At 72.0% G+C, this 23,943-nt stretch carries 16 protein-coding genes and 1 other RNA gene; 14 read left to right on the plus strand and 3 right to left on the minus strand.

Going from position 1 to position 23,943, the window contains the following annotated elements:
- Positions 1 to 749 (minus strand): FHA domain-containing protein (locus tag QWM81_RS06210; protein WP_290110568.1); only part of this gene is annotated, 749 nt, incomplete at its 3' end.
- 465 nt (positions 750 to 1,214) lie between these two features.
- On the opposite strand from QWM81_RS06210, the gene QWM81_RS06215 reads away from it, so the two are divergent.
- The 4 genes from QWM81_RS06215 to QWM81_RS06230 all read left to right on the plus strand — a co-directional run bounded on the left by QWM81_RS06215 (position 1,215) and on the right by QWM81_RS06230 (position 6,852).
- Positions 1,215 to 2,879, plus strand: a complete 1,665-nt coding sequence (locus tag QWM81_RS06215; RefSeq protein ID WP_290110569.1) for a serine/threonine-protein kinase — start codon at positions 1,215 to 1,217, stop codon at positions 2,877 to 2,879.
- A 127-nt stretch (positions 2,880 to 3,006) separates the two neighbouring features.
- A complete protein-coding gene (locus tag QWM81_RS06220; RefSeq protein ID WP_290110570.1) occupies positions 3,007 to 4,242 on the plus strand; it encodes a serine/threonine-protein kinase in 1,236 nt (411 codons plus the stop codon).
- 49 nt (positions 4,243 to 4,291) lie between these two features.
- The gene (gene prfB / locus QWM81_RS06225; RefSeq protein WP_290110571.1) at positions 4,292 to 5,398 is read left to right on the plus strand and encodes a peptide chain release factor 2; all 1,107 of its coding nucleotides are present in this window, start codon (positions 4,292 to 4,294) and stop codon (positions 5,396 to 5,398) included.
- Between the two features lie 377 nt (positions 5,399 to 5,775).
- Positions 5,776 to 6,852 (plus strand): hypothetical protein, encoded by a 1,077-nt coding sequence (locus QWM81_RS06230; protein WP_290110572.1) that lies wholly within the window; start codon positions 5,776 to 5,778, stop codon positions 6,850 to 6,852.
- A gap of 151 nt (positions 6,853 to 7,003) precedes the next feature.
- Here the strand turns inward: QWM81_RS06230 and QWM81_RS06235 are convergent, their stop codons facing one another.
- Positions 7,004 to 7,198 (minus strand): hypothetical protein, encoded by a 195-nt coding sequence (locus QWM81_RS06235; RefSeq protein ID WP_290110573.1) that lies wholly within the window; start codon positions 7,196 to 7,198, stop codon positions 7,004 to 7,006.
- A gap of 288 nt (positions 7,199 to 7,486) precedes the next feature.
- On the opposite strand from QWM81_RS06235, the gene ftsE reads away from it, so the two are divergent.
- From ftsE to ssrA, 5 genes are all read left to right on the plus strand, one after another.
- On the plus strand, positions 7,487 to 8,176 hold the full coding sequence (ftsE, locus tag QWM81_RS06240) for a cell division ATP-binding protein FtsE (protein ID WP_290110574.1): 690 nt from the start codon (positions 7,487 to 7,489) through the stop codon (positions 8,174 to 8,176).
- Positions 8,177 to 8,203: 27 nt separating this feature from the next.
- The gene (ftsX, locus tag QWM81_RS06245; protein ID WP_290110575.1) at positions 8,204 to 9,121 is read left to right on the plus strand and encodes a permease-like cell division protein FtsX; all 918 of its coding nucleotides are present in this window, start codon (positions 8,204 to 8,206) and stop codon (positions 9,119 to 9,121) included.
- A gap of 67 nt (positions 9,122 to 9,188) precedes the next feature.
- A complete protein-coding gene (locus QWM81_RS06250) occupies positions 9,189 to 10,382 on the plus strand; it encodes a S41 family peptidase (RefSeq protein WP_290110576.1) in 1,194 nt (397 codons plus the stop codon).
- Between the two features lie 18 nt (positions 10,383 to 10,400).
- Positions 10,401 to 10,880: an SsrA-binding protein SmpB gene (gene smpB, locus QWM81_RS06255; RefSeq protein ID WP_290110577.1), complete on the plus strand. Its 480-nt coding sequence runs from the start codon at positions 10,401 to 10,403 to the stop codon at positions 10,878 to 10,880.
- Positions 10,881 to 10,992: 112 nt separating this feature from the next.
- Positions 10,993 to 11,363: a transfer-messenger RNA gene (ssrA, locus tag QWM81_RS06260) on the plus strand.
- 63 nt (positions 11,364 to 11,426) lie between these two features.
- Here ssrA and QWM81_RS06265 read toward each other — a convergent pair.
- Positions 11,427 to 12,809, minus strand: a complete 1,383-nt coding sequence (locus tag QWM81_RS06265) for an MFS transporter (RefSeq protein WP_290110578.1) — start codon at positions 12,807 to 12,809, stop codon at positions 11,427 to 11,429.
- A gap of 83 nt (positions 12,810 to 12,892) precedes the next feature.
- On the opposite strand from QWM81_RS06265, the gene QWM81_RS06270 reads away from it, so the two are divergent.
- The 5 genes from QWM81_RS06270 to QWM81_RS06290 all read left to right on the plus strand — a co-directional run bounded on the left by QWM81_RS06270 (position 12,893) and on the right by QWM81_RS06290 (position 23,776).
- Positions 12,893 to 13,888: a LysR family transcriptional regulator gene (locus QWM81_RS06270; RefSeq protein WP_290110579.1), complete on the plus strand. Its 996-nt coding sequence runs from the start codon at positions 12,893 to 12,895 to the stop codon at positions 13,886 to 13,888.
- A gap of 264 nt (positions 13,889 to 14,152) precedes the next feature.
- Positions 14,153 to 20,338: a DNRLRE domain-containing protein gene (locus tag QWM81_RS06275; protein WP_290110580.1), complete on the plus strand. Its 6,186-nt coding sequence runs from the start codon at positions 14,153 to 14,155 to the stop codon at positions 20,336 to 20,338.
- A 137-nt stretch (positions 20,339 to 20,475) separates the two neighbouring features.
- Positions 20,476 to 21,081: a hypothetical protein gene (locus QWM81_RS06280; RefSeq protein WP_290110582.1), complete on the plus strand. Its 606-nt coding sequence runs from the start codon at positions 20,476 to 20,478 to the stop codon at positions 21,079 to 21,081.
- Positions 21,082 to 21,220: 139 nt separating this feature from the next.
- Positions 21,221 to 22,552, plus strand: coding sequence for an MFS transporter (locus QWM81_RS06285; protein ID WP_290110583.1), 1,332 nt, complete (start codon positions 21,221 to 21,223; stop codon positions 22,550 to 22,552).
- A gap of 75 nt (positions 22,553 to 22,627) precedes the next feature.
- On the plus strand, positions 22,628 to 23,776 hold the full coding sequence (locus QWM81_RS06290; RefSeq protein ID WP_290110584.1) for a uroporphyrinogen-III synthase: 1,149 nt from the start codon (positions 22,628 to 22,630) through the stop codon (positions 23,774 to 23,776).
- The last annotated feature ends 167 nt before the right edge of the window (positions 23,777 to 23,943 follow it).

Genomic DNA, 23,943 nt, shown 5'->3' on the forward strand with positions numbered 1-23,943 from the left:
GCAGGAGCCGCTCCTCGACCTGGCCGGCCCAGCGGGTGGGGTGCTTGGTCTCGATCGCGAGGCCGACCGGCCGGCCCGCGTCGGCGACGAGCTCCAGCAGGCGTTCCAGGGTGAGTACGGAGGTGAGAGTCGGGGGTGGTCGGCAGGGGCGGGCCGTCCACGGCGGGCGGGCCCGCCGAGAGCCGGAGCGACGACTCACCCAGCCGCAGCAGCGCGCCCGGCGCCAGCGGGACCGGCCGGGGGCCGACCTCGGCGCCGTCCAGCGTGGTGCCGTTGGTCGAGCCGAGGTCCGCGACCGTGACCTGCCCGCTCTCCGTGACGGTCACCGCGCAGTGCAGCCGTGAGACATCCGGGTCGTCGAGCGGGACGTCCGCGTCGGCGGAGCGGCCGATACGGATCCGGCCCGCGTGCAGCAGGTGGACCCCGCCCGCGTCCGGACCGGCCACCACGTGCAGCCGCGCGGAAGCGCCGTCCAGGGGCGCGTGGTCCTCGCCGGGCACCTGGAGGGAGAGGACCGCGCCGTCCACGAGAGGCGGCTCGCCGAGCACCCGGCGCTGCGCGTCCAGGCGCTCCCCGCCCGCGTACAGCACGACGCTGCCCGAGGAGTCGGCACCCGACACGGCGGACGCCAGCCCGGAGGCCACGGCGGCCAGCGGGGTCCCGGCCGGGGCGGTGACAAGCACGTCACAGGCGCGTCCCGCGGCCTGGCCGCCGGGCGGCGCCGCGAGGACGGTCAGCCGGATCTGCATCGCCGTCAGCGGTCCCTTCTGCGCGGCGCGCCCGGCAGCGGCTCAGCAGTGGCGGAAAGGGCTCCGGCGTGCGCCCCGGGCCATCTCCCCCACCCGCCGCGGACGCGTCGTCCGGTTCAGGTCGGCACGGATCGCGAGGCTCGCGACCCCGCGATGCGCCGTGCTGGAGGCATCCTCGCACCTGCTACTGACAACACGCCCGCGACCCACCTCGAAACGATCTTGAACGGTCATCCCCGGTCGCGAAAACGACTGCTTGCGCACACCTTGGGATCATGTGCGCCGACCTCACCCATGTCACCCTGGCAACCTGGAGCCGTTCCGGAACGTCTTGTCCTTCCGAACGGGAGGCAAGACGACCGACCGGTGTGCCGCCCCCCGGCACTACAGTGGGTCGGACACCCGGGTGGGCCCCACGGGGAGGCTCGGAACAGGCAAGGACCACGATCGCAGGGAGCGCAGGACGTGCGGCCAGTCGGCAGTAAGTACCTGCTCGAGGAGCCGCTCGGACGCGGCGCCACGGGCACCGTCTGGCGAGCCCGCCAGAGGGAGACGGCGGGCGCCGAGGCGGCCGTAGCGGGACAGCCCGGCGAGACCGTCGCGATCAAGGTCCTCAAGGAGGAGCTCGCGAACGACCCGGACGTGGTGATGCGCTTCCTCAGGGAGCGCTCCGTCCTGCTCCGCCTCACCCACCCGAACATCGTCCGCACCCGCGACCTCGTCGTCGAGGGCGATCTCCTCGCCCTCGTCATGGACCTGGTCGACGGCCCGGACCTGCACCGCTACCTCCGCGAGAACGGCCCGCTCACCCCGGTCGCCGCCGCGCTGCTCACCGCCCAGATCGCCGACGCGCTCGCCGCCAGCCACGCCGACGGGGTCGTCCACCGCGACCTGAAGCCGGCCAACGTGCTGCTCGCCGAGCGGGACGGCCGGATGCACCCGATGCTCACCGACTTCGGCATCGCGCGCCTCGCGGACTCGCCCGGCCTGACCCGTACGCACGAGTTCGTCGGCACGCCCGCCTATGTGGCGCCCGAATCCGCCGAGGGCCGGCCGCAGACCTCCGCCGTCGACATCTATGGCGCCGGAATCCTGCTGTACGAGCTCGTCACCGGCCGCCCGCCGTTCGGCGGCGGCACCGCCCTGGAAGTCCTGCACCGCCACCTCAGCGAGGAGCCGCGCCGCCCCTCCACGGTCCCGGACCCCCTGTGGACCGTCATAGAGCGCTGCCTCAGCAAGGACCCGGACCGCCGCCCCAGCGCCGAGAACCTCGCCCGTGCGCTGCGTACCGTCGCCGCGGGCATCGGCGTGCACTCCACGCCCGCCCAGATCGAGGCGGCGGACGGCGTGGGCGCGCTGCTCGCCCCCGACCCGTCCCCCGCGGCCGTCCCGGAGGCCCCGGGCGCGGCAGACCCCACCCAGGTCCTGCCGGGCAACGCGGCCGCCCAGTACGACCCGGCCGCCCCGACCAGCGTCATGCCCACCAGCGGCCCCGGCCGGGGCGCCCCGGGCGCCGCCGACCCGACCGCGGTCATGCCCCCCGTACCCCCGGGTCAGGACAGCCCGCCGCAGCCGCAGGAGCCGCATCCCTGGCAGACCCAGCTGCGCGCCGCCCGGGACCGCAACGAGCAGACGCAGGTCCAGTACCTCGACCCGAGCCAGGACCCCCTGCGCCGCCGCCCCCAGCGCCAGGCACCGCAGCAGCCGCCGCAGTACCCCCCGCAGCACCAGCAGCCGCGCCCGCCCCAGCACCAGCAGCGGCCGCCGCAGCGCCCGCAGCCGTACGCGCCGCCGCCCCCACAGCAGTACTACCCGCCCCAGCACCAGCAGCCGCACCCGCCCCGGCAGCCCCAGCAGCCGGCCCCGCGCCCGCCGCGCGAGCCCCGGCAGCCCCGGCAGCGCAGCGCCAACCCGATGCGCATCCCGGGACTCGGCTGCCTCAAGGGCTGCCTGTTCACGATCGTGCTGTTCATCGTGGCGGGCTGGCTGATCTGGGAGCTGACCCCGCTCCAGGACTGGGTCGCGCAGGGCAAGAGCTACTGGCAGGCCATCGGTGACGCCGTGTCGACGGTGTCCACCTGGGTCTCGGAGCTCAGCGGGAGCACCGGCAACACCCCCGCCGGACAGTAACCCCGCCGATTTGTCGACTTCCGGGCACTTCCGGGGGGTGATTTCCCCCCGGAAGTGCCCGGAAGTGAATACCGGCGTCTGCACCCGCGTAACTTTGTCGGGAACGCCAGCCGCTGAGGGAGCAGTCGTGGCACGGAAAATCGGCAGCCGGTACACGGCCCACCAGATCCTTGGGCGGGGCAGCGCCGGCACGGTGTGGCTCGGCGAGGGCCCGGAGGGCCCCGTCGCCATCAAGCTGTTGCGCGAGGACCTGGCCTCGGACCAGGAGCTCGTCGGACGCTTCGTCCAGGAGCGCACCGCGCTGCTCGGGCTGGACCACGCGCGCGTGGTGGCCGTCCGCGACCTGGTCGTCGACGGCAACGACCTCGCGCTCGTCATGGACCTGGTCCGCGGCACCGACCTGCGCACCCGTCTCGACCGCGAACGCCGGCTCGCCCCCGAGGCCGCCGTCGCGATCATCGCGGACGTCGCCGAGGGCCTGGCCGCCGCGCACGCCGCTGGGGTGGTGCACCGCGACGTCAAGCCGGAGAACATCCTCCTCGACATGGAGGGCCCGCTCGGCCCCGGCGGAGCCCACCCCGCGCTCCTGACCGACTTCGGCGTCGCCAAGCTCATCGACACCCCGCGCCGCACCAGGACCAACCGGATCATCGGTACGCCCGACTACCTGGCCCCCGAGATCGTCGAGGGCCTCCCGCCCCGCGCGGCCGTCGACATCTACGCCCTGGCGACGGTGCTGTACGAGCTCCTGGCGGGCTTCACGCCCTTCGGCGGCGGCCACCCCGGCGCCGTGCTGCGCCGCCACGTCACCGAGCGGGTCGTCCCGCTCCCCGGCATCCCGGACGAGCTGTGGCAGCTGATCGTCCAGTGCCTCGCCAAGGCCCCCGCGTCCCGCCTGCGCGCCTCCGAACTGGCCGCCCGCCTGCACGACCTCCTCCCGCTCGTCGCGGGCATGCCGCCGCTCGACGTGGACGAGCCGGACACCGAGCCCGCCCCGGAGCCGTACGAGGACGATCCGTACCCGACCATCCCCGCCGCGCCGCGCCGCGCCGCCGTACCGCTGGTCCCCGGCTCGTCGCCCGACTCCAACCGGGACACCCACACCTCGATGCGCGTCCCGGCCCCCGACGAGCTCTCCGGCGGCCCCCACGGCACCGCCCGCGCCCCCCGCCCCGCCGGCGGACGGCGCCCCGGCTCGGCCCGCAACCGCGCCGGAGCGGTCCGCAAACGCCGCGTCACCCTCGGCGTCGCCGCCCTCGCCCTCGTCACGGCGGCCGGCGTCGGCGGCTACCTGGCGACCAGCGGCGACGGCCCGGGCGTCCCGCCGCAGGACTCCAAGCAGTCGGCTCCCTCACAGCCGTAACCGCCTCCTGGGGGCCGGGACTGTCATGGGCAGCCGTTACGCTGGTCTCGTGGCAGTCGTCGATGTATCCGAAGAGCTGAAGTCCCTCTCCTCGACCATGGGGTCGATCGAGGCCGTCCTGGACCTCGACAAGATGAGGGCAGACATCGCCGTGCTCGAGGAGCAGGCCGCGGCCCCGTCCCTGTGGGACGACCCGGAGGCGGCGCAGAAGATCACCAGCAAGCTTTCGCACCTCCAGGCCGAGGTCCGCAAGACCGAGGCGCTGCGTAGTCGCATCGACGACCTCGCCGTCCTCTTCGAGCTCGCCGAGGAGATGGACGACCAGGACACCCTCGCCGAGGCCGAGGCGGAGCTCGTCTCGGTCCGCAAGGCGCTGGACGAGATGGAAGTCCGCACGCTCCTGTCCGGCGAGTACGACGAGCGCGAGGCGCTGGTCAACATCCGCGCCGAGGCCGGCGGCGTGGACGCCTCCGACTTCGCCGAGCGCCTCCAGCGCATGTACCTGCGCTGGGCCGAGCGGCATGGGTACGCGACGGAGGTCTACGAGACGTCGTACGCGGAAGAGGCCGGCATCAAGTCGACCACCTTCGTCGTCAAGGCTCCGTACGCCTACGGCACGCTCTCCGTCGAGCAGGGCACGCACCGGCTGGTGCGGATCTCCCCGTTCGACAACCAGGGCCGCCGCCAGACGTCCTTCGCGGGCGTCGAGGTGCTGCCGGTCGTCGAGTCGTCGGACCACGTCGAGATCGACGAGTCCGAGCTGCGCATCGACGTCTACCGCGCGTCCGGTCCGGGTGGCCAGGGCGTCAACACCACCGACTCGGCGGTGCGCATCACGCACATCCCGACCGGCATCGTCGTCTCCTGCCAGAACGAGCGCTCGCAGATCCAGAACAAGGCGAGCGCGATGAACGTCCTCCAGGCGAAGCTGCTTGAGCGGCGCCGCCAGGAGGAGCAGGCCAAGATGGACGCCCTCAAGGGCGACGGCGGGAACTCCTGGGGCAACCAGATGCGTTCGTACGTCCTGCACCCGTACCAGATGGTCAAGGACCTCCGCACGGAGTTCGAGGTCGGCAACCCGCAGGCGGTGCTGGACGGCGAGATCGACGGGTTCCTCGAAGCGGGCATCCGCTGGCGGAAGCAGCAGGAGAAGTAACCTCCGGAATTCACCGGGACTTTCGGCGCCGGACGGCCCATCGAGCGGGCCGTCCGGCGCCGTTCGCGTACGCCGCCGAATTCGCCGCCGCAAGCGGGCAACCGGGCCCCGACCTCGCTTTGTCGACAAGGAAACTGGCTTTCAGGGGGCGGGAGTTCGGCTTTTACGTCACAGTTGCATCGTTGCACGCCCGGCAAGTGTGATCATTTCCGGCATCGCGCACACAACGTCCTTGACGCTCATATGAAAAGTGGGAAAGCTGACGCGCGGCATGCGCATGACTGGGGCGTGTGTGACCGGGGGATGGAACATCACCCCCAGTGTCCGCGCCCCCAGCGCTGCTCCACCGACAAACGGCTACTGGGGGTAGCAAGCATATGACCAAGAAGACGCGCGTCCGCGTCGCGCGAATCACCGCGGGCGCGGTGATCGCCGCCGGAGCGTCCCTGACCGCGGCGGGTGCCGCCTCGGCGGTCGGCATAGACGTCAACGTCGCCGGCATCGGCGTCCAGGCCAAGGCGGGCGAGGCCGGCCTGGAGGCCGGCCTCGGCATCGGCCGTGAGGGAGAGGACGGCGGCAACACCAGCATCGGCCAGACCGTCGGCGGCAACACCGGCGGCACCGCCAACGCCGGTGGCAGCGCGAGCACGGGCGGCGGTGACGCCGGCACGGGCGGCAGCGCAAGCACCAGCACCGGCGGTGCCGCCAGCATCGGCGGCAGCGTGAGCATCGGTGGCAGCGCGAGCACGGGCGGCGGTGACGCCAGCACGGGCGGCAGCGCCAGCACGGGCGGCAGCGCCAGCACGAGCACGGGCGGCGGCGACGCCAGCACGGGCGGCAGCGCCAGCACGGGCGGCAGCGCCAGCACCGGCGGTACGGCCAGCACCGGTGGCAGCGCGAGCACGGGCGGTACGGCCAGCACGGGCGGTACGGCCAGCACGGGCGGTACGGCCAGCACCGGCGGCACCGCCAGCACCGGTGGCACCGCCAGCACGGGTGGCACCGCGAGCGTCGGTGGCAGCGCGAGCGTCGGTGGCAGCGCCAGCACGGGCGGTACGGCCAGCACGGGCGGCAGCGCCAGCACGGGCGGCAGTGCCAGCACCGGCGGCACCGCCAGCACGGGCGGCAGCGGCAACTCCGGCAGCAATGGCAACGGTGGCGGCGACCAGGGCGGCACCAGCGCCACCGGCGGTTCCGGCACCAGCGGGTCCGCGACCAGTGGCGGCGCCGGCACCTGCACCGTCGACCTCGACGGTGCCGAGTGCGTCGACAACACCGACACCGACTCCGCCGGCTCGAAGCCGGTCGAGCAGGGCGAGGCCAAGGAGGAGCTCGCCGAGACCGGCGCCGCTCAGACCTCGTTCCTGCTCATCGGTGCCGCGACGATGATTGCCGGCGGCATCGGCTTCCGCATGCTGCCGCGCCTCGTCGGCGGTGGCCGTACCATCGCCTGACGGCGGTCACCCACGGGCACGTACAAAACGCAGGTAGAACGCGCATAGCAGGCCCGTAGAACGACGGAAGGGCCCGGGCGGGCCGATCAACGGCCGCCCGGGCCCTTTCCGCGTACAGCTACGCAGAGTTACAGATCCGTACGGTGAAGCCTTACGCGGTCTGGTGGGCCGCCAGCAGGGCCACCGCCGCCACCAGTATCACCAGGAGCGTCAGCAGAGCCACCGGGCTCATTCCACCGAAGGGCCCCTCCTGCTGAAGGCGCTCCCGGTTCGCCCGGCATACGTGGCACCGGCCCTCGCTGACGGGCGCCGCGCAGTTGGCGCACACCAATCGGTCGTAGGTCATGCGCTCTCCTCCTCCCGCGCGGCGGAGCCGCAGACGCGGACCGTGCACGAACGCGGACTGTGCACACAGTTCTCTCCGCACAACGCTCAGGGAAACGCATCCGTTCCCCCTACCACTGTGCCAGCTCCGCAGAGTTTAGGCGCGCCCCACCGGATTCCCCCAGGTCCGGGCTTGTACCGCAGCCGGACATAAGGCGCAAGCGGGACGGCGGGAGGACGGCGACTGCACGGGGCATCCCCAGTCGCGTATGGTCACGCTCACCTACTCCCTGCCGACCATGGTGCATCCGTGATCCGATTCGACAACGTCTCCAAGACTTATCCGAAGCAGAACCGCCCCGCGTTGAGGGACGTCTCCCTCGACATCGAGAAGGGCGAGTTCGTCTTCCTGGTGGGGTCCTCCGGCTCCGGGAAGTCCACCTTCCTGCGGCTGGTCCTGCGCGAGGAGCGCGCCAGCCACGGCACCGTGCACGTGCTGGGCAAGGACCTGGCCCGGCTGTCCAACTGGAAGGTGCCGCACATGCGCCGCCAGCTCGGCACCGTCTTCCAGGACTTCCGCCTCCTGCCCAACAAGACCGTCGCGCAGAACGTGGCGTTCGCGCAGGAGGTCATCGGCAAGCCGCGCGGCGAGATCCGCAAGGCCGTGCCGCAGGTGCTCGACCTCGTCGGGCTCGGCGGCAAGGAGAACCGGATGCCCGGCGAGCTGTCCGGCGGTGAGCAGCAGCGCGTGGCCATCGCCCGCGCGTTCGTCAACCGGCCGATGCTGCTGATCGCCGACGAGCCGACCGGCAACCTCGACCCGCAGACCTCCGTCGGCATCATGAAGCTGCTGGACCGGATCAACCGCACGGGAACCACCGTGATCATGGCGACCCACGACCAGAACATCGTCGACCAGATGCGCAAGCGGGTCATCGAGCTCGAAAAGGGCCGTCTCGTACGCGACCAGGCGCGCGGCGTCTACGGCTACCAGCACTGAGCAGCAAGGAAAGGCTGAACGCACGCGATGCGCGCCCAGTTCGTACTGTCGGAGATCGGTGTCGGCCTCCGTCGCAATCTCACGATGACCTTCGCCGTCATCGTCTCCGTGGCCCTTTCGCTGGCCCTCTTCGGCGGCGCGCTCCTGATGCGCGAACAGGTCAGCGTCATGAAGGACTTCTGGTACGACAAGGTCAACGTCACGATCTACCTCTGCAACAAGAACGACGCGGCGTCCGGCGGAACCTGCACCAAGGGAGCGGTCACCGCCCAGCAGAAGAAGGAGATCGAGGCGGACCTGGAGAAGCTCGACATCGTCGAGAAGGTCCACCACGAGACGGCCGACGAGGCGTACAAGCACTACAAGGAGCAGTACGGCGACACGGCCATCGCCAGCATCATCACGCCGGACCAGATGCAGGAGTCGTACCGGGTCAAACTGAAGGACCCGGAGAAGTACAAGGTCGTCGCGACGGCGTTCGCCGGGCGGGCCGGTGTGCACTCCGTACAGGACCAGCGCGGCATCCTGGAGAACCTCTTCAACATGATGCGGGGCATGAACGTCGCCGCCCTGTTCGTGATGGCGCTGATGCTGGTCATCGCGCTGATGCTGATCGTCAACACGGTGCGGGTGTCGGCGTTCAGCCGGCGCCGTGAGACCGGCATCATGCGGCTGGTCGGCGCGTCCAGCTTCTACATCCAGATGCCGTTCATCATGGAGGCCGCCGTCGCCGGTCTGCTGGGTGGCGTGGTCGCCTGTGTGATGCTGCTGGTCGGCCGGTACTTCCTGATCGACGCGGGCCTCAACCTCGCCCAGAGCATGCCGCTGGTCAACTTCATCGGCTGGGACGCGGTGATAACGGTGCTTCCGCTCGTCCTCGTCATCGGCCTGCTGATGCCCTCCCTTGCCGCCGCCATCGCGCTGCGCAAGTACCTCAAGGTGTGACGAGCGCCCCGTGCGCCGTACGGCCAACCGCCGTACGGCGCTGTTCGTTTGTCCTAGAGTGGGCGCCATGCTGGGCCTTGAGTTCTGTACCCGGCCCCGCGGTGTTCGCAGCCGCGGGGCGGCCCTGACCTTCCTCTTCGCCACGGTCGTCGTCACCGCGGCGGCGACCAACTGCCTTCCCCAGGAGGGGGACAGCGACCCCGGGCAGCCCCTCGCGCAAGCCGCCGACGCCCCGGCCGCGGCCGGCCGCGGCGGGTCCGTCGACCGGCGCGAGTTGGCCCGGGCGGCGGCCGAGGCCATGGCGGACGGCAAGTCCGGCGCCAAGGCGGCCGAGGAGGTCGTCAGCCGCAGCGGTGACCGGTGGGGCGTGGTCTACGACCAGCGTGAGTACGAGGAGTTCGAGCAGGCCCTGGACGGGCGCTACACGGGTGTCGGGCTGTCCGCGCGCCGTGCCGCCGGCGGGCGTATCGAGGTGGCCCGGGTCCAGGAGGGCGGCCCGGCGCACCGGGCGGGCCTGCGGGCCGGCGACCGGCTCCGTACGGTGGACGGCCGCCCGGTCGACGGCCGCTCCGCCGCCGAGGTCGTCGCCCTGCTGCGCGGCGACGGCGCACCGCCCGGCTCGGTCGTCGCCGTCGGGGTGCAGCGCGCCACGCACACCTGGACCGAGCGGCTGCGGCGGGCGAGCCTCGCCACCGAGGACGTGACCGTGCAGCGGCTGGACGGCGGCGCCGTGAGGATCAAGGTCGCGGCGTTCACCAAGGGCGCGGGCGAGCGGGTGCGGGAGGCGGTCCGGCGCGCCCCCAAGGACGCGGGCGTCCTGCTCGACCTGCGGGGCAACAGCGGCGGCCTGGTCGCCGAGGCGGTGGCGGCGGCCTCCGCCTTCCTGGACGGCGGGCTGGTCGCCACGTACGACGTGCACGGCGAGGAGAGGGCGCTGTACGCGGAGCCGGGCGGCGACACCGGCAGGCCCCTGGTCGCGCTGGTGGACGGCGGCACCATGAGCGCGGCCGAGCTGCTCGCCGGGGCCCTGAAGGACCGTGGCCGGGCGGTGACGGTGGGCAGCCGGACCTTCGGCAAGGGCGCGGTGCAGATGCCGAGCAGGCTGCCCGACGGCTCGGTCGCCGAGCTGACCGTGGGCCACTACCGCACGCCCGCCGGGCACAGCGTCGATGGGCGGGGCATCACCCCGGACCTGGCGGCGACCGTCCGCGCCGAGGAGCGGGCGCGGACGGTATTGAGTGGCCTGGGGGGTGGGTCGTAGTGCGAAAATGGCCGCACTATGGCTAAGGAAAAAGGGCGCAAGCTGATCGCGCAGAACAAGAAGGCGCGGCACGACTACCACGTTCTGGACACCTACGAGTGCGGTCTGGTGCTGACCGGCACCGAGGTGAAGTCGCTGCGCCAGGGGCGGGCCTCGCTGGTGGACGGCTTCGTGCAGATCGACGGCAACGAGGCGTGGCTGCACAACGTGCACGTGCCGGAGTACAGCCAGGGCACCTGGACCAACCACAGCGCGCGGCGCAAGCGGAAGCTGCTGCTGCACCGGGCCGAGATCGACAAGCTGGAGTCCAAGTCGCAGGAGACGGGCCACACGATCGTGCCCCTGTCGCTGTACTTCAAGGACGGCCGGGCGAAGGTCGAGATCGCGCTGGCCAGGGGCAAGAAGGAGTACGACAAGCGCCAGACGCTCCGCGAGAAGCAGGACCGGCGCGAGGCGGAGCGGGTGATCTCGGCGGTACGCCGGCGTCAGCGGGCCTGAATGACGTGACGTGGATCACGTCGGCCCGGAAATAAGCTGGCACCGTCGGGCGTTGATCCCGTACGATGGCACCTGCCTCTCACGGCAGAGGCGCTGATTGATAAATCAACATGGGGATGATCGGTTTCGACAGCGGATGTCGAAGCAGGGGAAGCGTGTCGAGGAAGCGGCAATGATCTCGTAAACCATATGTCGCAAACAATAATCGCCAACACCAAGCGCGATTCCTTCGCCCTCGCTGCCTAAGTAGCGAGCTTGCGAAGTGTCAGCCCGGGGCTGTTCCCGACCCGGATCCTGGCATCAGCTAGGGAACTAAACCTCTAAGCCCGGTCACGGGGCGTAGAGGGAAACCAGACAGTGACTGAGCCCGTCGGAGACTTGTCCGCGTGATCTCCGGGGCCGAGAAAAGCGCAGCGGACTGCACACGGAGAAGCCCTGGTTCTGCACCGTTGGACGCGGGTTCGATTCCCGCCATCTCCACCATGGAGGACCTCCGGGGGCATGCCCCCGGACCCCTTCAACCCCATGTGGGCGAAGGCCCGGCTGTCATGACAGCCGGGCCTTCGTCGTACCCGGGCCCGTACCCGGGCCCGCCAGGCACAGCAGCAGGGCCAGCGCGGCCGCCGCGACCGGCACCGCGTATCCGGCGGTGGCGCCCGCGTGCTCCACCGTCCAGCCGCCGGTCGCCGAGCCCGCCGCGATGCCGCCCAGCAGCGCGGTGACCGCCAGCGTCATGCCCTCGTTGAGCCGGCCCTCGGGCGTCAGGCGCTGGATCAGCGTCATGCCCGTCACCAGGGCCGGCGCCGTCGCCATGCCCGCCGGGAGCAGGGCGGCCGCCAGCGCGGGCAGCGAACCGGTCCCGGCCGCCGCGAGCAGCGGCAGCGACATCAGCGCCGTCATCGCGGCGAGGCAGCCGAGCAGGCGGCGCCCCGCGTGAGGGGCCGGCCGCACCGATCCGTACACCAGCCCCGCCACGCACGATCCCGCCGCCTGGAGCCCCAGCACCGCGCCGGCCGCCGGGCCGTCCACGAACGCGAGCGTGACGACCTCCATCGACCCGAAGACCGCGCCCGTCGCCAGGAACACCAGCAGCAGCGCGGGCATGCCGGGCGTACGGAGCGGAGTGCGCGCCCCGCCGGGGGGCCGGGGCGAGACGGGCGGCTCGGTGGCGCGCTGCGCCGCGAAGACCAGCACGCCGGCCAGCATCAGCACCGCGCCGGTCAGGGTGCCCGCCTCCGGGAACAGGGCGGCGCACAGGAGCGCGGCGAGCACCGGGCCGAGCATGAAGCACAGCTCGTCGGCGGCCTGCTCGAAGGCGTTGGCGGTGTGGACGGCGGCGGGGTCGCCCCGGTGCAGGTGGGCCCAGCGGGCGCGGGACATGCCGCCGGTGTTGGGCGTCGTCGCGGTCGCGGCGTACGCGGCGAACAGCGTCCAGGCGGGCGCGTGGTGACGCACGCACAGCAGCAGGGCCAGCGACCCCAGCGCGGCGATCACCGTGGCGGGCACGGCGACCCGCGCCTGCCCGTACCGGTCGACCAGCCGGGCGGTGAAGGGTGCGACCAGCGCGGTGGCGGCGAGACCGGTGGCGGTGACGGCGCCGGCGAGGGCGTAGGACCCGTACGCCCCGGCGATCATGATGATGGCGCTCACGCTGAACATCCCCATGGGAAGCCGCGCGAGGAGCGCCCCGGCGGTGAACGCCCGGGCGCCGGGGGGCGCGAAGAGGCGCCGGTAGCGGCCGGCCGGCCGCCGGTCCGGGCCCGGGGGCCGCGACCGGGACCAGGACGGGGGCCGGGACCGCGACCGGGACCAGGACGGGGGCCGGGACCGGGACCGGGACCGGGGCCGAGCGGTCGGTGGGGCGGCGACGAGGACGTCACCGGACAGGGCGAGCACCGGGGCGGGAAGCGTCATGGACGTGTCAGGCATGGCTCCACCCTGGCGGGGCGGCCGCCGGCCGGTCCAACACCTGTACGGCGCCGATTGACGCATCCGCGTTGTAAGTTCGCGCGATGTACCGCGACCTCGACCCCCGTCTCCTGCGCGGCTTCGTCGCCGCCGCCGAGGAGCTGCACTTCACCCGCGCCGCCGCCCGGCTGTTCGTCGCCCAGCAGGCGCTGAGCCGCGACATCCGGCGGCTGGAGCGGGAAGTGGGCGTGGAGCTGTTCATCCGCTCCACGCGGCGGGTGACGCTCACGGCGGACGGCGAGCGGCTGCTGCCGTACGCGCGGCGGGTGCTGGCCGCCCACAGCGAGCTCGCGGCGGCCTTCGCGGCCGGGGGCCGCCCGCTGCTGGTGGACGTCAGCGCGCCCGTCAGCACCGGCCACCAGGTGCTGGAGGAAGCCCGCCGGGCGGCTCCGGAGGTGGAGTTCGTCGCGCGCTACGTCAGCGGGCTGACCGGTGCGGCCGCCGACATCCTGGCGGGGCGCCTGGACGTCTCCTTCGGACGGGTCGCAGGGCTCGCGCCGGCCGTCCTGTCCGGGCTCGGCCACCAGCCGGTGCGCTACGAGCGGATGGCGGTCCTGCTGCCCGAGGATCACCGGCTGGCCGCCCTCGACGCCGTACCGCTGGCCGCGCTCGCGGGGCTGACCCTGTACGTGGCGGCGGGCAACCCGGCCACCGCCGAGTGGACCGACCTGGCGCTGCGGCTGTTCGAGGGCCGGGACATCACCCCGGCGGCTCCGTTCCCGGAGATCGCGGGCCCGGACGAGTTCGTCCGGGTGGTGCGCAAGCGGGGCTGGTCCGTGCTGGCGAGCACCGAGTTCCTGGCGGTCGGCGGGATGGTGGTGCGCCCGCTGACCGACCCGGTGCCCCTGTCGCCCGTATCGCTGGTGTGGCGGCGGGGCCTGCGCCATCCCGGCCTGGACGCCCTGCGGGAGGCGGCGGTGCGGCTGGGCGAGGCGGACGGGCGGCGGTGGCTGACCGTGCCGCCGGGCAGCTGGCTGCCGGACGCCGACCGGGAGCTGATGCGGCGGGGGCGCCCGACTGCTCCTGAATCGTCTTGTTGATCTTGACGAGAAGATGAAGATCTCTTTACTCGTTCGAGGGCAACCGTGTTCGTTGTCACATTCCGAAAGCTCAAGGGAGCCTCAGGCGACACCTTTTCGATCATTTAGATGCTCTTTTGCCCCTCGTTAGCTTGTGATCAAGGTGCGTGAGTCGCATCACAGAACCCGCACACTGTGCGGATTAAGAGGGGCAAAGTGAAGAGAAACAGACGTGCGTCCATGCCCGGGGGGGTAGGGCGCCGCTGGCCGGTCGGTGCGACCGGTATGCGCGAGATAGCAGGCGGCCTCGCGGCCGTCCTCACGCTGTCCGTGCTGTACGGGACGGAGTCGGCGCTCGCCGCCACTCCGGCCGCCACGTCGGCGGACAAGGCGGCCGCGGCCGCCCCGGCACCGGCGACCACCGCGCAGGACATCCCGTCCGCCCGGGTCGCCGCCCGGCTCTCGGGCAAGAGGGTCGAGGCGCTCTCCGAGCGCACCGAGACCTCCACGACCTGGGCCAACAAGGACGGCAGCCTGACCACCGAACTGTCGGCCGGGCCGATCCGGTTCAAGCAGGGCGACACATGGGTTCCGGTCGACGTGAACCTGCGCGTCGGCGCCGACGGCTCCGTCCAGCCCAAGGCGCACCCGCAGGGCCTGCGGCTCGCGGGCGGCTCCGGCAAGCGCTCCGCCTCGCTGCGCGCCGCCCAGCAGGCCCCGGGCACCGACCTGGTGACGCTCGGCTCCGGTGACGAGCGGATCACCCTCCAGTGGAAGGGCAGCCTGCCCGCCCCCAAGCTCGACGGCACCCGCGCGATCTACCGGGACGCGGTGCCCGGCGCCGACGTGGTGGTCGAGGCCACCCGTACCGGCTTCGAGCAGTTCGTGGAGATCAAGCAGCGGCCGGCCGCCACGGGCTACACGTACACGCTTCCGCTGAAGGCCAAGGGCCTGAAGGTCACTCAGCACAAGGACGGCAGCCTGCTCTTCACCGACAAGAAGAGCAAGAAGCGGGCGGTCATGCCCGCCCCGGTGATGTGGGACGCCTCCGTCGACAAGGTGTCCGGCGAGCACACCCACCGCGCCAAGGTCGGTCTGAAGGTCATCGAGACCAAGGGCGGTGTGGACCTGGTCCTCACCCCCGACGCCGCGTTCCTGGCCGACCCCAAGACCCGGTACCCGGTGACGGTCGACCCGTCCACCTCGGCGCTGTCCAACGTCTTCGACACCTACGTCCAGCAGGGCGAGACGGTCGACTGGTCGGCCGACACCGAACTGGACCTCGGCAACCCGGGCACGAAGAACGCCGACGGGACGCCGCGCACGGCCCGCTCGTTCATCTCCTGGAACACCACGCCGATCCAGGACGCGCTGGTCTCCAGCGCCAAGCTGAGCCTGTACAACTTCCACTCCGGAAACACCGACTGCACCGCGCAGCCGTGGGAGGTGTGGTCCACGGGGGCCGCGTCGACCTCCTCGCGCTGGACCTCGCAGCCCGCCTGGACGGCGAAGAAGGCCGGCTCCACCGAGACCAAGGGCAACCCGAACTGCACCGCGGCCCCGGACGGCTGGATCAACGCCGACGTCACCACGCTGACCCAGGAGTGGGCCTCGGCGAAGGCCTCCCGCGGCCACATGGGCCTGCGCGCCGGCGACGAGACGCTCGCCGCCCAGTGGAAGCGGGTCAACTCGGCCAACGCGGCGGCCAACCCGCCCAAGCTGGTGGTGAACTACAACTTCCGGCCGCGCACCGGCACCAAGCAGGAGGCCGGGCAGCCGTACTTCAGCTACAACGGCGACTACGTCGTCAACTCCGCGACGCCCACTCTGCGCGACACCTTCGTCGACGGTGACGGCGACCAGGTCAACGGCACCTTCCAGATCTTCGACAGCACCACCAACACCCAGGTCGGCAACGTCCTGGTGTCGAAGTTCGTGCCCTCGGGCCAGCCCGCCTCGGTGACCGTCCCCGCCGGTGTGCTGACGAACGGCAAGACGTACAAGTTCCGCACGTCCCCCTACGACGGCACCCACTACAACAGCGGCTGGTCGGCGTGGAAGACCTTCACGGTCGACGCCACCGCCCCCTCCGCGCCCGCGAAGATCACCTCCACCGACTACCCCTCGGACGCGTGGGTCAAGGGCGCGGGCCAGGCCGGCAGCTTCACCGTCACGCCGCCCTCCGCCGACCACAACTGGCTGGAGTGGTCACTCGACGGCGTGTCCTGGACCAAGGTCCACACCGGTGGAGCGGCCGGCGACAAGGCCGTCTCCGTCACTCCGCCCAAGGACGGCACCCACACCCTCCAGGTGCGCTCGGTCGACAAGGCCGACAACAAGTCCGAGCCGCTGACCTACACCTTCCACGCCGGCCCCGGTGGCTTCCTCCAGCCGGCCGACGGTGAGCGCACCGCGCGCCGACTGCCGCTGGCCGTCGAGGTCGACGCCGCCAGGTACGACTCGGCGTCGTTCTCCTGGCGCCGCTCCGAGGCCGACCCGTGGGTGCGGATCCCCGTGGGTGACGTCACCAGTGGCGGCACCGCGCTGGCGGCCTGGCCGGTACCCCTGACGGGCGGCAAGAACGCGCCGCTGGTGTGGAACACCACCGACACGGTCAACCCGGACGGCACCGTCCAGCTCAAGGCCGACTTCACCGGCCCCAACAGCGCCGCCGGCTCCACCCAGCCGCTCACCGTGGTCGTGGACCGCAACGGCTCCGGCGCGGCGACCCACGAGATCGGCCCCGGCTCGGTCAACCTCCTCACCGGTGACTACGCGCTCTCCGCGGGCGACGCCTCGTACTTCGGCATGTCGGTGGGCCGCACCGCGTCCTCCCGCACGCCGAGCGCCCAGACCCAGGGCCAGGCGCCGATCTTCGGCAAGGAGTGGACCAGCGGCACGATCGCCGAGAACACGGGGTCGGACTACGTCCAGATCCTGAAGGTCTCCGACACCGCGCTCGCCGTGGTCCAGGAGGACCGCACCGAGATCAGCTTCACCTCCAACGCCGCCAAGACCGGCTGGGTTCCCGAGCCGGGCGCCGAGGAGCTGACGCTGAAGGGTTCCTACGCGGGCAGCTTCACCCTCACCGACACCGAGGGCACCGAGACGGTGTTCACCAAGCCGGCCGCGACCGCGACCACCTGGGTCGTCGACCAGTCCAAGCTGAACGGCCTGGCCTCCAGCACCACCGACATCGTCTCCGAGACGGTCACCGTCGACGGCAAGGTCCTGGCCCGTCCGAAGCGGATCGTGGCCCCCACCTCGGCGGCGTCCACCGCCACCTGCGCGGCCACGCCCGCCACCCGCGGCTGCCGCTCCCTGGAGTTCGTCTACGCGACCGCTACCACCGCCACCGCCACCGCCTTCGGTGACGTCAGCGGCCAGGTGAAGGAGATCCGGCTGTGGTCCACCGAGTCCGGTGCCACAGCCGCCACCTCCAGGGCCGTGCAGACGTACGCCTACGACAGCACCGGCCGGCTGCGCCAGGCATGGAACCCGCAGATCAGCCCGGCGCTGAAGACCGAGTACGGCTACGACGCCACCGGCCGGGTCACCCAGCTGACCGCGCCCGGCCAGCTGCCGTGGAGCTTCGCCTACGGCAAGGCCGGCAACGCCGCCACCGCCGGTGACGGCATGTTGCTCAAGGTCTCCCGCTCCGGCCTGGCGCAGGGCACGGCCGACGCGGTCTCGGGCACCAACACCACCAGCGTCGTCTACGACGTACCGCTGACCGGCACGGCCGCCCCCCACAAGATGGGCGCCGCCGACGTGAAGGCGTGGGGCCAGACCGACGCCCCGACCGACGCCACCGCGGTGTTCCCGGGCGATTCCGTCCCCGCCTCGCACTCCGGCTCCGCCCTCGGCGCCGCCGATTACCGGCGAGCCGAGACGTACTACCTGGGTGTCTCCGGCCGCGAGGTCAACACGGCGCAGCCGGGTGGGCACATCTCCACGCAGGAGTTCGACCGCTTCGGCAACACCGTGCGCACGCTGACCGCCGGCAACCGCGCCATCGCGCTCGGCACCGCGCCGGGCGCCCTGGACACGCTGCGCGGCCTGGGCATCGAGTCGCTCTCGACCGCCGAGCGTGCCGAGGAGCTGTCCACCGTCTCGTTCTTCAGCGCGGACGGCGCCAGGGAGACCGAGGGCTTCGGCCCGCTCCACCGTGTGGAGCTGACCGAGGACTTCAAGGACGGCACCACCGTCCTGGTCGCCGGCGGTGTCTCCGTGCCGGGCCGCGAGTGGACCGTCACCGAGTACGACGAGGGCCGTCCCACCGACGGCACCGCGGCCGTCAAGGACCAGGTGACCATCGCGGTCTCCGGCGTCCGGGTGCGCGGTTACGACTCGGTCATGGGCGAGATGCGCGTCAACGAGACCCAGTACGACTGGGCCAAGGGCCTGCCCAAGCTGGCCATCCAGGACTCCGGCGGCTTGAACCTGACCACGGGCACCGTCTATGACGCCCAGGGCCGGGTCACCGACCAGAGCCTGCCCGGCAGCACCGGCAACGACGCCGCCACGCGCGTCACCGTGTACTGGTCGGCCACCGGCACCGGCTGGTGCGAGGGCCGCCCCGAGTGGGCGGACGCGGTGTGCTGGACGGGCCCGGCCGGTGACATCACCGGTGGCGGCTCGCAGCCCGCGCAGCTGCCCGACACCGCCCACGAGTACGGGTTCTACGGCCAGCTCACCAAGCGGACGGAGACGGCCAACGGCGCCACCCGCACCACGAGCACCACGTACGACAACGCCGGACGGGTCGTCAAGAACACGGTGACCGGCCCCGGCCAGGCCGTGCCCGAGACCACCGTCGAGTACGACCCGGCCACCGGCCTGGTCGCCAAGACCGGCTCGACGGCCGGCGGCACCATCTCCAAGGCGTACGACAAGCTCGGCCGCCTCATCTCCTACACCGACGCCGACGGCGGTGTGACCAAGCGCGAATACGATCTCCTGGACCGCTCGGCCAAGGTGTCCGACTCCGTGCCGTCCTCCGTCACGTACACCTACGACAGCGCCGCGGAGCCGCGCGGCCTGCCCGTCGCCACCACCGACTCGGTGGCCGGCACCTTCTCCGTGAACTACGACGCCAACGGCGCCGTGGCGAGCGAGAAGCTGCCCGGCGGCTACACCCTCGCCCAGGGTCTGGACACCACGGGCGCCGTGGTGAGCCGCGTCTACAAGCGCGACAGCGACGGCGTGAGCGTCATGTCCGACACGGTCTCCAAGTCGGTCCACGACCAGGTCGTCAAGCACTCCGGCTGGTCCGACCAGACCTACCGGTACGACCGCGTCGGCCGCCTGGTCTCGGTCGACGACACGAGCGAGAACGTCTGCACGCGCCGTACGTACGCCTTCGACAGCCGCTCCAACCGCACCTCGCTGACCAAGGCGACGGGCTCCGCGAGCGGTGACTGCCCGGCCGGCGGGGGTACCACCACGTCCCACGCCTACGACAGCGCCGACCGTCTGGTCGACGCCGGCCACACCTATGACGCCTTCGGACGCACCACGGCTCTGCCGGGCAGCACGGTCGGCTACTACGCCAACGACCGCGCCCACCAGCTGACCGCGGGCGGCCAGCGTCAGACCTGGCAGCTGGACTCGGCCATGCGTTTCCGCTCGTGGAAGACCGAGACCAACAGCGGCGGTACCTGGACGCAGACCCAGTCCAAGGTCAACCACTACGGCGGCGACGGCGACAGCCCGAGCTGGATCGTGGAGGACACCGCCACCGGTGCGCTCACCCGTAACGTCATCGGCGTCGGCGGCGACCTCGGCGCCACCACGAGCAAGACCGGTGACACGGCGCTCCAGCTCACCAACATCCACGGTGACGTGGCCCTCCGGCTCCCGCTGGACCAGGCGCAGGCCCCGCAGGTGCTCGACAGCGACGAGTACGGCAACGCCCGCGCGGGCCGCTCGGCCGAGCGCTACGACTGGCTCGGCGGTAAGCTGCGCTCCTCGGAGACACCGACCGAGCTGACTCTGATGGGCGCGCGCCTGTACAACCCGGCGACCGGGCGCTTCCTGAGCACCGACCCGGTCTACGGCGGCAACGACAACGCGTACACCTACCCGGCCGACCCGGTGAACGCCTACGACCTCGACGGTCACAAGAAGAAGAAGAAGCCGAGGTCGTGCGGCTTCTGGTGCGGTGTGCTGGTGAACGGTGTGCAGGGCCTGGCCGCCGTGGCCTGTGCCGCGCTCTCCGGAGTCGGCGCCTTCATCTGCGGCGCCGTCGTCGGAGCCATCGGCGGTCTCGCCCGGTACGCGTACCAGTGCTGGGACCGGTGCTTCACCGCCAGGGGAGCCGTCAAGGCCGCCCTCGTCGGTGCGGGCCTCTCGGCCTTCGGAGCGGGCGTCACCAAGGCCCTTCTCAAGATCGGTGGCAAGGTCTTCCGAGGCTACGGCGACAGGGCTTCCATCAAGGCATGGGACAAGTTCGCCAAGGCACTGAGGTAGCCGGGACCGTGCCGCACCGGCACATCGGCTGACCGATCGACATCCCCGGGCGGGGCCTCCCACGGCCCCGCCCGGGACCTTCGTCACTCAGAAACGTTCAGAACCACTCAGCACGATCGAGGAATGAGGTGTTCGCCTTGGGAGAGCGCGGTACCGCTCTGAAGGTGTGGCTGCGGCTGCTGCGCGCGCCGCTGGCCCTGGCGGCGGTCGTCGGCGTCCCACTGGGCGCGGCCGTCGCGGCGGGTCTGGCGTACGACCCCGAGGTGAGCGCCGGCGACGCGCTCGGTGCCTTCGGATTCGTCGTCGCCTGCGCCTGCGTACTGATCCCGCTCCCGCTGGCCACCGCACGGCTGGTGTCCGCGCGGCTCGCCGCCCGCCGCACCGGCAGGCCCATGGAACCCGGCATGACCGACGGCCGCCAGTCCTTCGAGGCGACGGGGACCAACCCGTACGGCCTGACCGCCGGGGACCTCGCCGACCGGTTCACCGCCGGCCTGAAGGAGCGGGCCAAACTGTCCACCGGGCCCTACGTCTACAGCTGCCTGGGCCGGGCCGACGTGGTCGTCCTCGTCGAGGCGGCCCTCACGATGCGCGAGCAGGACTTCACGGTGCGGATCACCGCGACGCCCCGCAGCCCGTGGCGCCGCAGGATCAACGGCGTCGAGACCTGGGAGGTGCTCCAGAACGTGCGCTCCCGCGTCGAGGACGCCGTCGCCCGCCAAGCCGGGCACCGGCCCGTCTGAGCGCGGCGCCTCACCGCCGCCCGGTCGGCTCGGTGAGAGCAAGGTTTCAGCCCGGTCACGTCATATGACCGGGCTGAAACGCATCCTCCCTAACGTCGGTCCGGACGGGATTCAGGACCGACAGCAGCGGAGGTACGCGATGAGCGGCCGGTGGATCGAACAGTGGGACCCCGAGGACGAGACCTTCTGGCGGGAGAAGGGGGAGCGGATCGCCAAGCGCAACCTGCTCTTCTCCGTCCTGTCCGAGCACATCGGGTTCTCCATCTGGACGCTGTGGTCCGTGATGGTGCTGTTCATGGGGCCGGAGTACGGGATCGACCCGGCCGGCAAGTTCGCCCTGATCGCCGTGGCGACCGTGGTCGGCGCCGTGATCCGGGTCCCGTACACCTTCGCCGTCGCCCGCTTCGGCGGCCGGAACTGGACCGTCTTCAGCGCGCTGCTGCTCCTGCTGCCGACGACCGCCGCGTACGCCGTGATGGAGCCCGGCACGTCGTACACGACCTTCCTGCTGGTCGCCGCGCTCACCGGGGTGGGTGGCGGGAACTTCGCCTCCTCGATGACCAACATCAACGCCTTCTTCCCGCTGCACAAGAAGGGCTGGGCGCTCGGCCTCAACGCCGGCGGCGGCAACATCGGCGTGCCGGTCGTCCAGCTTGTGGGCCTGCTCGTGATCGGGGTCGCCGGTGCCGCCCACCCGCGCGTCGTGCTCGGCGTCTATATGCCGCTCATCATCCTCGCCGCCGTCTGCGCGGCGTTGTACATGGACAACCTGGCGCCCGTGAAGAACGACACCGGTGCCGCCAAGGAGGCCGTCAAGGACGCCCACACCTGGATCATGGCGTTCCTCTACATCGGCACCTTCGGCTCGTTCATCGGCTACAGCTTCGCCTTCGGCCTGGTGCTCCAGACCCAGTTCGGGCGCACGCCGCTCCAGGCCGCGTCCCTCACCTTCATCGGCCCGCTGCTCGGCTCCCTGATCCGGCCCCTCGGCGGGTCGCTCGCCGACAGGCACGGCGGCGCCCGCATCACCCTGTGGACCTTCGCCGCCATGGCGGCGGCGACCGGCGTGGTCGTCTACGCCTCCGTCATCGAGTCGCTCGCCGTCTTCCTCGTCGGCTTCATCTCCCTGTTCGTGCTCAGCGGGCTCGGCAACGGCTCCACGTTCAAGATGATCCCCGCCATCTTCCAGGCCAAGGCGCACGCCTCGGGGCTCGCGGGCGAGGAGGCCGACGCGTACGGGCGGCGGCTGTCCGGCGCCGCCATCGGACTGATCGGCGCGATCGGCGCGATCGGCGGGCTCGGCATCAACCTGGCCTTCCGGCAGTCCTTCATGACCGCCGGCACCGGCACCTCCGCCTTCGTCGCCTTCCTCCTCTTCTACGGGGCGTGCCTCACCATCACCTGGGCGGTATACCTTCGCCGCCCGGTGGAGATCCCCGCCAAGCGGCAGCTCAGCTACTCCGAGGTGTGATCGGGCGTGGTACGTAACGGGGGTGAAATGCGGCTGAACCCGGACTGTCACGCACCCTTGTCAGTCTCTGGTGCCATGCACGAGCAACAGCATGGTTCGCATGGTCCCCTTGCCGGATTCACGGTCGGCGTCACGGCGGCCCGCCGCGCGGACGAGCTGGGCGCGCTGCTCCAGCGCCGGGGCGCGGCGGTCGCGCACGCCCCGGCGCTGCGGATCGTGCCGCTCGCCGACGACGCCGACCTCCTCGACGCCACCAAGGCACTGATCAGCCACGCCCCGGACATCGTGGTCGCCACCACCGCGATCGGCTTCCGGGGCTGGCTGGAGGCCGCGGACGGCTGGGGGTACGGCGAGGAGCTCCTCGACTGCCTGCGCCATGTGCAGGTCCTCGCCCGCGGCCCCAAGGTCAAGGGCGCGGTGCGGGCCGCCGGGCTGACCGAGGAGTGGTCGCCCGCCTCGGACTCCATGGCCGAGGTCCTGGACCGGCTCCTCGACCAGGACGTCACCGGCCGCCGTATCGCGCTCCAACTGCACGGCGAACCACTGCCCGGGTTCGTGGAGGCGCTGACCGACGCGGGCGCGGACGTCGTGGTCGTACCGGTCTACCGGTGGATGCCGCCCGAGGACCTCGCGCCGCTGGACCGGCTCATCGACGCGACCGTCGCGCGCTCGCTGGACGCGCTGACCTTCACCAGCGCCCCGGCCGGCGCGTCGCTGCTGGCCCGCGCCGACGACCGCGGCCTGCTGCCCGAGCTGCTCGACGCGCTGCGGCACGACGTGCTGACGGCCTGCGTCGGGCCGGTCACCGCCCTGCCCCTCCAGGCCCACGGCATCGACACCGTCCAGCCCGCCCGCTTCCGGCTCGGCCCGCTGGTCCAGCTGCTGTGCCAGGAGCTGCCGGGCCGGGCCCGCACGCTGCCGGTGGCCGGGCGCCGCATCGAGATCCGGGGCCACGCGGTCCTGGTCGACGGCGAGCTGCGCCCGGTCCCGCCGGCCGGCATGTCCCTGCTGCACGCGCTGGCCCGCCGCCCCGGCTGGGTCGTCTCCCGCGCCGACCTGCTGCGCGCCCTGCCGGGCGCGGGCCGCGACGAGCACGCGGTCGAAACGGCGATGGCCCGGCTCCGCTCGGCCCTGGGCGCCCCCAAACTGATCCAGACGGTCGTCAAACGCGGCTACCGCCTGGCCCTCGACCCGGCGTCGGACGCCAAGTACGCGGACGCGTAGGGGCCGGCGGGTCGGCGTGGGACGCGGTGGACGCCGCGCTCCACTCCACGACGTTCGACCAGCGCGTCGCCGGCCTTCGGCTCCTGGGCGTCGGAAGCTCCCCGCGCCACAGGGCGACCCGCCTCCCCTCGCGCAGGCGGGGTTCCGGTGGCGGCCCCGGGCGGGCA

Origin of the sequence: Streptomyces ficellus (assembly GCF_030406405.1) — a bacterium.
Classification (GTDB): domain Bacteria; phylum Actinomycetota; class Actinomycetes; order Streptomycetales; family Streptomycetaceae; genus Streptomyces; species Streptomyces ficellus_B.

Coding starts and splice junctions, on each gene's coding strand:
- QWM81_RS06290 (WP_290110584.1), top strand. CDS start 22,628: ATGCACGAGCAACAGCATGGTTCGCATGGTCCCCTTGCCGGATTCACG.
- QWM81_RS06275 (WP_290110580.1), top strand. CDS start 14,153: ATGCGCGAGATAGCAGGCGGCCTCGCGGCCGTCCTCACGCTGTCCGTG.
- QWM81_RS06285 (WP_290110583.1), top strand. CDS start 21,221: ATGAGCGGCCGGTGGATCGAACAGTGGGACCCCGAGGACGAGACCTTC.
- smpB (WP_290110577.1), top strand. CDS start 10,401: ATGGCTAAGGAAAAAGGGCGCAAGCTGATCGCGCAGAACAAGAAGGCG.
- QWM81_RS06250 (WP_290110576.1), top strand. CDS start 9,189: ATGCTGGGCCTTGAGTTCTGTACCCGGCCCCGCGGTGTTCGCAGCCGC.
- QWM81_RS06230 (WP_290110572.1), top strand. CDS start 5,776: ATGACCAAGAAGACGCGCGTCCGCGTCGCGCGAATCACCGCGGGCGCG.
- QWM81_RS06265 (WP_290110578.1), bottom strand. CDS start 12,809: ATGCCTGACACGTCCATGACGCTTCCCGCCCCGGTGCTCGCCCTGTCC.
- QWM81_RS06235 (WP_290110573.1), bottom strand. CDS start 7,198: ATGACCTACGACCGATTGGTGTGCGCCAACTGCGCGGCGCCCGTCAGC.
- ftsX (WP_290110575.1), top strand. CDS start 8,204: ATGCGCGCCCAGTTCGTACTGTCGGAGATCGGTGTCGGCCTCCGTCGC.
- QWM81_RS06270 (WP_290110579.1), top strand. CDS start 12,893: ATGTACCGCGACCTCGACCCCCGTCTCCTGCGCGGCTTCGTCGCCGCC.